The 663-nt window shown below is 67.2% G+C and carries 1 protein-coding gene; it reads left to right on the plus strand.

Going from position 1 to position 663, the window contains the following annotated elements; genetic code table 11:
- On the plus strand, positions 1-171 hold a 171-nt coding region (locus CCN35_RS29705; RefSeq protein ID WP_245863389.1), incomplete at its 5' end, for an RlpA-like double-psi beta-barrel domain-containing protein.
- Positions 172-663 lie beyond the last annotated feature (492 nt).

Raw genomic sequence — 663 nt, forward strand, 5'->3', positions numbered from 1 at the left:
CCGGCGGGTACGACGCTGAAGGTCACCAACCTGGACAACAACAAGTCCATCACGGTGAAGGTCACCTCCGTCTCCGGCAGCTGCGTCCTGCTCAACAACGCGGCCTTCGAGGAGGTCCGCGAGCCCGGCAAGTTCCTGATCCGCCGTGCGCTGATCGAGAAGGTGGGCTGACGCCCGAGCCCCCGGGAAACCGGTGAGGTGCCGGCCCGGGCCGCCGCACTGCNNTGCGGGACAGAGGTCCGGACAAGGCAGCCGGTGATCAATCCTCTGACCTGGCACGAACTCCTGGTGGGGTGATCCACGCAACGCCGGGTTGACGCCGGGAGGCGTCCGAACCGTGAGAGGGACTCCTGCGACGGCGTGAAGTCTGTTTGAATGAGGGCATGGCCGGTTTCCAGAAGTGCACCGTGACGGGTCGTCACGACCTCGAGCCCTTCTGGCCCTCACGTCAGCACCACGACTTCGACCGGGTGTGTTGTCGCGCGCTCAGCGCGTCGGCCCGGTAGAGCCGCACATCCCTGGCCCTCGGCCGGCGCGAGACGACGTACGTCCCTCGACGCGCCCGATCACGAACTCGCGGCCGTCGATCCTTCCGACGAATCTCGCGCGAAAGAGCTGACCCCTCATGGCGACCCCCCGTTCTCTGACCACCGTCCCCTCCCC

This window comes from Streptomyces thermovulgaris, assembly GCF_002155915.1.
GTDB lineage: Bacteria > Actinomycetota > Actinomycetes > Streptomycetales > Streptomycetaceae > Streptomyces > Streptomyces thermovulgaris.